Below are 7,335 nucleotides of genomic sequence, written 5' to 3'. Positions count from 1 at the left end.
ACCGTCATTATTATTGGCATCTTTAAGCCATTTATGGACTGTGCTGTCAGCAATACCAAACTTTTTAGCAACTGCTACTTTAGATTCGTTAGGATGATCTAATACATATCGAACTACTCCCTGTTTAAATTCATCTGTAAATGTTGGTTTAGTCATTGTCATATACCTCTTTCCTGTTTTTTGATTTAAGCTTATGACATTGTACCATATACTAGCTAGTTCTTCCATTTAACCAGTCCAGTTTTTATTCTAGCATCAATAATAAAGCATACTCATGTTTAATGTCTTTCCAAAATGTCTAGGGCTTGTATACAACATGACCTTATCGCTTAAGACATCATCTATAAGCATTGTCTTATCAACATAATAATAAATCTTATCAATGAATTCTTTAAAATTTTCTGTTCCTGTTGTGATAAGCTTCATTATGATTTTTCCTTTCTTTTTGATTATATTATAGTCAAACAGTACAAAAAAGTCCTGTATTTCTACAAGACCTTTCCTATTTATTTTAAATTTCTAAATATATCCAATACATCTTCTGATAACCCATCAGATACAATCACCATATGGTCATTGACTTCTACTTTCTTTTTATCATCACCAATTGTTTTTTCATCCATGATACGTTCAAACTCATCACCATCTTCATAACGATAAACGTCAATATTTCCATTATCCGTTACATAACGATAACCTTCTACACCACCAACATTTGTTGCATCTAAGACATTTTTAGAAGAATAATCAATATTTCCTTCTTTCAAGCCATTTTCAAATTGAGCATACCAATCATCTGTTTTGTTAGTTGGTGTGTTATTGTTATTTTCATTTTCTGTCACATTATCTGTTGAACGATTGTTATTGGCTGTATCATCCGATGTATCTGTCTGACTACTACAACCAGTAAATACAGTCATACATAAAAGTAATGCTAATATTTTTTTCATCATCTTAACCTCCATATTCATATCAAGATCAAAGAATGAAGAAATATACATATTTATTCATTAACTTTTTCAAATGCCTGTGGAATAAGATGTTTATCTTCTTTATTTTTAAAACGATAATAAAGAATTGTAAGAAGTGAACAAATCATAAGAATTCCTAAAAAGATGATGATTTCATTTGTAATGGGCATTTCTGTCATACTAATGACTTTTCTAAATCCATTGACACTATAAGTATAAGGGACAAATGGATGTAGCCATTGATAAAATAGACTTGATGTTTCTAATGGATAAGTTCCTGCTGATCCACCTAAATTTAAAATCATAAAGACTAACAATAAAAATTCTCCTATATAACCTGTTGTCAGTGACAACAACATCACAAGTGACATAAAAGCAGCTGAAACAATAATCGCAAAGAGATAAGTCATCAATAATTGTTGAGGTTCAAAGCCACATATCCATCTTAAACTTGTGATTAAAATGATAGCTGATAATGTTGATACACTATACATCACAGAGGCTTTTGATAGCCAATACTTGAATGGTGATGAAGCTTTTTTTATACCTTTTCTTATTGGATACATAAGTGTAAAAGCTAAAGCAGCAACATATAAAGCCACGCTCATCATATAAGGTGCCATCGCATGACCATTGTTTGTGACTGTGGAAATCGCTTCATGACTTGTTTCTACTGGTGCGGACATCATATCCAACGTTGAATCTTGAATATGAAAATTAGCCTTTTCTACTCCTTCCTTCAAACTTTCATCTAATTTTCGAGTCCCATTTTGAAGTGTCTGTAAACCATCACTTAATGTTAATGAACCATCACTCAGCTGTTTTGCACCTGCTTTAATCTGTGTTGAACCTTGAGTTAATTGTGTTGATCCTTGCATGATTGTTTCATTTTGAGATATTAATGTGGTTGTACCATCATATAATGCTTTTACTCCTTGATTCAATTGTTCTATTCCACCAAAAAGAGCTGGTGTCTGTTGTTTAAACGATAATAATCCATCTGTTAATTGTTGACTTCCCTGCAATAATGTTTGATTTTGATGTTCTAATTTACCCATACCATCATGAATCTGACTAACACCTTTCATATAAGCTTCAATACCCGGTATTAATGATGTTCTCACTGATGTATTCAAGTCTTCTAAACCACTTTGGAGTTGTTGGCTTCCTTTTTCTAGTTTTTGTGTATTTTTATACACTTGTGTTAAACTTGTACTGAATTGACGGATAGCTTCTTGATTCCCTGTGATTACACTTTTTTCTAATTCTATATACGAATAATGTGTTAAAAGATACTGTACATCTTGTTGATTCAAAGCGATATTCTTGGCTTCTGCATCACTTAACTTTTGGTTCATCCATTTTTGAGCCATTGATGGATTGGAAGACATCAATTGATTCAACAATATTGTTGCTTGATTTAAAGAATCATTAGCCTGTGTGATTGTTTGTATTTGTTCCGTATTGATTGAAGATAACTGTTGATTGAGTTGATTCAATCCTTGATAAACCTGTTGATTGCCTTCTATAAGTTTATCAGTTCCTTGATCCAAACTTTGCATTCCTTGAGTTATTGGTTCTTGATTTTTCATAAGTTGTTGTGTTCCTTGATAAACACTTGAAACACCTTTTGTATATTGTTGTAGTCCTGTGTTTAATACTGAAGACCCCTGAGATAATGCCTCCACTCCATCATGAAGTGGTTGTGTTGATTGATACAATGTGTCCAATCCATCTTTTAAAGTATAGACACCATTATGCACTGTTAAAACACCTTCCGTATAATCTTTTAATCCTTTTGTCAGTGTTTGTGCTCCGTTTTCAAATGAAAGTGTACTGTCTGCTAAAACTTGAAGATTATCTGAAATCAGTTGGTTTCCATCTACCAATGCTTGACTTCCATCAGATAATTGATGTGTCCCATCATTGGCTTGTTTTAAACCATCTGTTAACGTTGTAATTTGTTCAAAAATTGTTTGAGTATATGTTTTTGTCACAGTTTGTGAAACTTCTGATTTGATTTTTTCAATTGCTGAATCATCCATTTTAGAAGCAATGTAGTTACTTCCCGGATTCGTTGTATAATGAAGTTTCATTTTTTGTGGTTGTTCATCTAAAAGTGTTGTTGCATTTTTTGAAAAATCTTCAGGAATAGTAATGATCATATAATATTGACCATCCTCTAATCCCATCTGTGCTTTGCTTTTATCCACGCATTGAAAATCCATAGTTGTATTATCCTTAAGACGCTCTGTTAATTCTCTCCCTACATCCAAAGTACGATTCTCATACTTGACTGGCAAATCAAGATTCACCACAGCTACGGGAATCTTTCCTGTATTTCCATATGGGTCCCACATAGAACCTAAAAAAATACAAGCATATAAACTTGGTATCAAGATAATCGCTACAAGAACAATCTTCATCCAAGTATGGCGAAAAATATTCTTCCACTCCTGTTTAATCATAAAACTCCTTCTTTCTTTATAATCTTTAGATATTTAATATCTATGGATATTAAATATCTAAAGATTATTATATAAATTTACAAATAATTGTCAACTCTTTTAGATACAAAGAGTTTTTTTTCTGTTAAAATAGAAAAGAAGGTGATGAAAATGAAGATTAGAAAGAGTTTCGAACAAGCTATTTGTATATTACTTTTAATAGGTGCCAATGATAAACCCATTAAAAGTCATGAACTGAGTGAAAAACTATCGGTATCAGATTCTTATCTTAAAAAAATCACCAGACAACTTGTTGTTTCTGGTTTGATTCAATCTATGGCTAATAAGCGTGGTGGTTTTGTTTTAACAAAATCGCTTGAAAATATTTCTTTATTGGATATTTTTGAAGCTATGGAAGGAAAAGAACCTTTTGTGAAAACAACACATTTGGTTGATAAGGTTTTTGATTCTCATTTAAAGGTTAAGGAAACAGAAGATTTTATTGTTGATTATTTAAATGCTGCTGAATATCAATATAAACAAAAATTAAATGAAATCACTTTATCACAAATTATAAATGCAGCCCATCAAGGAGGAGAAAATTTATGAATGAATACATACTTTCTATTTTAAAAGATATTATGGCGATTGACAGTCCTTCTGGTTATACTAAAGAAGTCATTGAATATTGTCAAAAGAAGCACAAAATTTAGGATTTGAAACAAAACTGACTAAAAAAGGTAATCTACAAATATTCGTAGATGGACAAGATGATTATACAATTGGGTTCTGTGCTCATGTTGATACACTAGGATTAATGGTCAGAAGTATTAAAGATGATGGAACTTTAGCTTTTACGAATGTTGGTGGTCCTATTATTCCAACATTAGATGGTGAATATTGTCGTATTATGACAAGAAATCATGATGTTTATACAGGAACAATTCTTTCCAATTCACCTGCTGCTCATGTTTATAAAGATTCTAAAGACAAAGAAAGATCATGTGATACAATGCATATTCGTCTTGATGAAGTCGTTAAAACAAAAGAAGATGTAAAAAAGCTTGGTATTGATAATGGTGATTATATTGCGATTGAACCTAAAACAACATTCACTGATTCAGGATTTATTAAGTCAAGATTTTTAGATGATAAAATGAGTGTTGCGATACTTTTTGGTGTTTTGAAATATTTATCACAAAATCATATTCAACCTCAACATAATCTTTACTTTATGATTTCTACATTTGAAGAAGTGGGGCATGGTAGTAGCTATGTTGATTCAAATGTTGATGAATTGATTGCGGTAGATATGGGATGTATTGGAGAAGATTTAGCTTGTAGTGAATATGATGTCAGTATTTGTGCGAAAGATTCCAGTGGCCCTTATGACTATGAAATCACATCTACATTTATAGAACTTGCAAAAAGAGAGAATTTACAATATGCAGTTGATATTTATCCATTCTATAGTAGTGATGTTTCTGCTGCTTTAAGAGGTGGACAAAACATCAAAGGTGCTTTAATAGGACCGGGCGTTCATGCTTCACATGGTATGGAAAGAACACATATCCAAGCTGTAGAAAATACGTATCGCTTAGTTCTTGCCTATATTCATCAAGGTGAAAATCATGAATAAAAAATTACTATTATTTGATGTTGATGGTACACTAATCAGCTATGATGGGACCGTTCCTCAAAGTTGCAAAGATGCATTAAAACAAGCGAAAGATTTAGGACATTATGTATTTGTTGTGACAGGAAGAACACGTAATCGTGCAACTGTAGGAGATATTGAAGTCAGTGGTATGATTTGTGGAAATGGTGCTTATATTGAATGTGAAGGAAAGGTGCTAAAAGATCAAAAACTTTCATTAGCACAAGTGAAAGAAATTACTGATTATTTAGATTGTCATGATTTATGTTATTTCATGGAAGGGAATGATGGTTTATATGGTTCCCATGATTTTGAAACAAGAGCGGTTCCTACTTATCAAAAATATGGTCATCAAGGTGATATTAAAATTCGTGATATTTATCCAATGATGACATTTCCTGAAAGCATGTATCAAGAAAATATTACAAAAATCAATTATATTTTAAATAGTTATCAAGATTATCTTGATTTCAAAGAGCATTTTCCACAATTTCAATGTTTAACTTGGGGTGGTCAAGAAGAAGAAGCTTTATTTGGTGACTGTGCTTTACCTCATATTGATAAGAAGAAAGCCATTGAACAATTAATAGATTATCTACAAATAGATCAAGTTGATATTTATGCTTTTGGTGATGCTGAAGTGGATATTCCTATGTTTGAATGTGCTGGTACAAGTATCTGTGTAGGCAGTGGTAGAGAGGCAGCCAAAAAAGCAGCCACTTATGTCACTGATGTTGTTAAAAATGATGGCATCTTCAAAGCTTTAAAACATTTTCAGATTATTTAAAAAGGGGCTGTAACGAAATAAATATTCGTAAAGTTACCTAAAAAAGAAAACGACAATGATTATCTTTAATGATTATCATTGTCGTTTTTGGTATAATTAGATTATGGAATCTTTAAATTTTATGCAATCTAATTACACTGATAATTATAACGCAATTCAGTTATCTTTGCCACTAGATTTGGGTATAAAAATTAATCCTGACGATGAGGTTGTTTCTTTCTTAAAGGCGCTGGAAGGAGTGAATCTTAAGAAATATCTAAAAAGAGATGAGCGTCGTGGTAGAAAGGGATATGATAACGTATTGCTTCTTAAGGCTGTTCTCTTTGCAAGAATGGTCAGTGACTGTGATGTAAGAAATCTGGAATCTTTATGTAAGCATGATATTAGATTCATGTATATCATGCAGGAGGCAACTCCTAGCCATATGGCTTTTGAACGATTCATGAAGAATTATCTTATTGATGATATTGACCATATCTTTTTTGATATAGTCAACAATATCTGTAATCTCATGAATGTTGACAAATCAATTCAATATATTGATGGTACCAAAATAGAAGCCAATGCAAACAAATATTCCTTTGTATATAAGGCAAGAATCCTCAATGCAAGAATGAAACTGTTTTCTAAGATAACAGATTCAATCATTCAGATGAACATGGAAAGAGGATTTGACTTTCCATATCATTATTTTTACTGTGCACAGGAGATTGGCTATATAGTACAATATCTTATGGAAACGATGATTAATGATGATATAAAAATGGTATATGGCAGAGGGAAAAGAAAGACAGAAATTCAAAGATGGTATGACCTGTTTCTTGAATATTATACAAAGCTGGATGAATATGAATTCTGGCTTTTTGTGTTGATTAGCGAATTATATTAGCTAATTATTTTCAAATTAAATTAGTTATTTTTGAAGAAGATTTTTATAAATTAATTATGATAGTCAAATTATTTTAACTATTATATTTAAATTATTTTATTATAAATATTATTAAAACAGCCTGATTAATATTTTTAATAATATCAATCAGACTGTTTTTTACTATACCTCTACATCAATATCCAGTATTGATGTAGGATCTTTATCATCACTAGATATCTTTTTTATACTTCTGGCTATTTCATCAAGATTTATTTGGATATCTTTTAATATTGCATACAGATAATCTTCAAAACATTTATCGCTGCTGCCTTCTTTAGGAACATAATTTTCTTTTATATATTCGGCCAGTTTAATAAAATCTTCTGCGTTCATTTAACTTTTCTCCTTTTAGTGCGCACGTTCTTGCGCTTAATATATATTTCTTTTGAAATCATCGCTCCTACATTGCGATGTAAAGCAACCGACTTACCTCGTATAAAAGTTAAAATAAGATTACCCAAATTGTTGCAGATAAGTGGTTACACTTTGCATTAATCAGGGTAATCTTTTTTGATATAATTCTTTCCTGTAAAGGAGTGAAT

At 31.3% G+C, this 7,335-nt stretch carries 7 protein-coding genes and 2 pseudogenes; 4 read left to right on the top strand and 5 right to left on the bottom strand.

What is annotated here, in order from left to right:
• The 4 genes and pseudogenes from B5F09_RS15485 to B5F09_RS13965 all read right to left on the bottom strand — a co-directional run.
• A partial coding sequence (locus B5F09_RS15485) for a transposase (RefSeq protein ID WP_158095864.1) occupies positions 1–156 on the bottom strand: 156 nt, incomplete at its 3' end.
• Positions 157–258: 102 nt separating this feature from the next.
• A pseudogene (locus B5F09_RS13975) lies at positions 259–426 on the bottom strand (AAA family ATPase); the annotation flags it as partial.
• Between the two features lie 80 nt (positions 427–506).
• On the bottom strand, positions 507–950 hold the full coding sequence (locus B5F09_RS13970) for a hypothetical protein (protein WP_087357834.1): 444 nt from the start codon (positions 948–950) through the stop codon (positions 507–509).
• A 53-nt stretch (positions 951–1,003) separates the two neighbouring features.
• Positions 1,004–3,439: a YhgE/Pip domain-containing protein gene (locus tag B5F09_RS13965; RefSeq protein ID WP_087374945.1), complete on the bottom strand. Its 2,436-nt coding sequence runs from the start codon at positions 3,437–3,439 to the stop codon at positions 1,004–1,006.
• A gap of 150 nt (positions 3,440–3,589) precedes the next feature.
• On the opposite strand from B5F09_RS13965, the gene B5F09_RS13960 reads away from it, so the two are divergent.
• The 4 genes and pseudogenes from B5F09_RS13960 (at position 3,590) to B5F09_RS13945 (ending at position 6,751) form a co-directional block, all read left to right on the top strand.
• On the top strand, positions 3,590–4,027 hold the full coding sequence (locus B5F09_RS13960; RefSeq protein WP_087303442.1) for an Rrf2 family transcriptional regulator: 438 nt from the start codon (positions 3,590–3,592) through the stop codon (positions 4,025–4,027).
• Positions 4,024–5,057, top strand: a pseudogene (locus B5F09_RS13955) (M42 family metallopeptidase). The gene B5F09_RS13960 and the pseudogene B5F09_RS13955 overlap by 4 nt, the downstream one beginning before the upstream one ends.
• Positions 5,050–5,862, top strand: coding sequence for an HAD family hydrolase (locus tag B5F09_RS13950; protein ID WP_087374943.1), 813 nt, complete (start codon positions 5,050–5,052; stop codon positions 5,860–5,862). Before B5F09_RS13955 ends, B5F09_RS13950 begins: the two are co-directional and overlap by 8 nt.
• A gap of 103 nt (positions 5,863–5,965) precedes the next feature.
• Positions 5,966–6,751, top strand: a complete 786-nt coding sequence (locus tag B5F09_RS13945) for a transposase (RefSeq protein ID WP_087374941.1) — start codon at positions 5,966–5,968, stop codon at positions 6,749–6,751.
• A 162-nt stretch (positions 6,752–6,913) separates the two neighbouring features.
• On the opposite strand, the gene B5F09_RS13940 is transcribed toward B5F09_RS13945, so the two are convergent.
• Positions 6,914–7,126, bottom strand: coding sequence for a hypothetical protein (locus B5F09_RS13940; protein ID WP_087374939.1), 213 nt, complete (start codon positions 7,124–7,126; stop codon positions 6,914–6,916).
• Positions 7,127–7,335: the final 209 nt, after the last annotated feature.

Origin of the sequence: Erysipelatoclostridium sp. An173, assembly GCF_002160495.1 — a bacterium.
Classification (GTDB): Bacteria; Bacillota_I; Bacilli_A; order Erysipelotrichales; family Coprobacillaceae; genus Thomasclavelia; species Thomasclavelia merdavium.
This window is presented reverse-complemented; position numbering and strand designations above follow the sequence as displayed.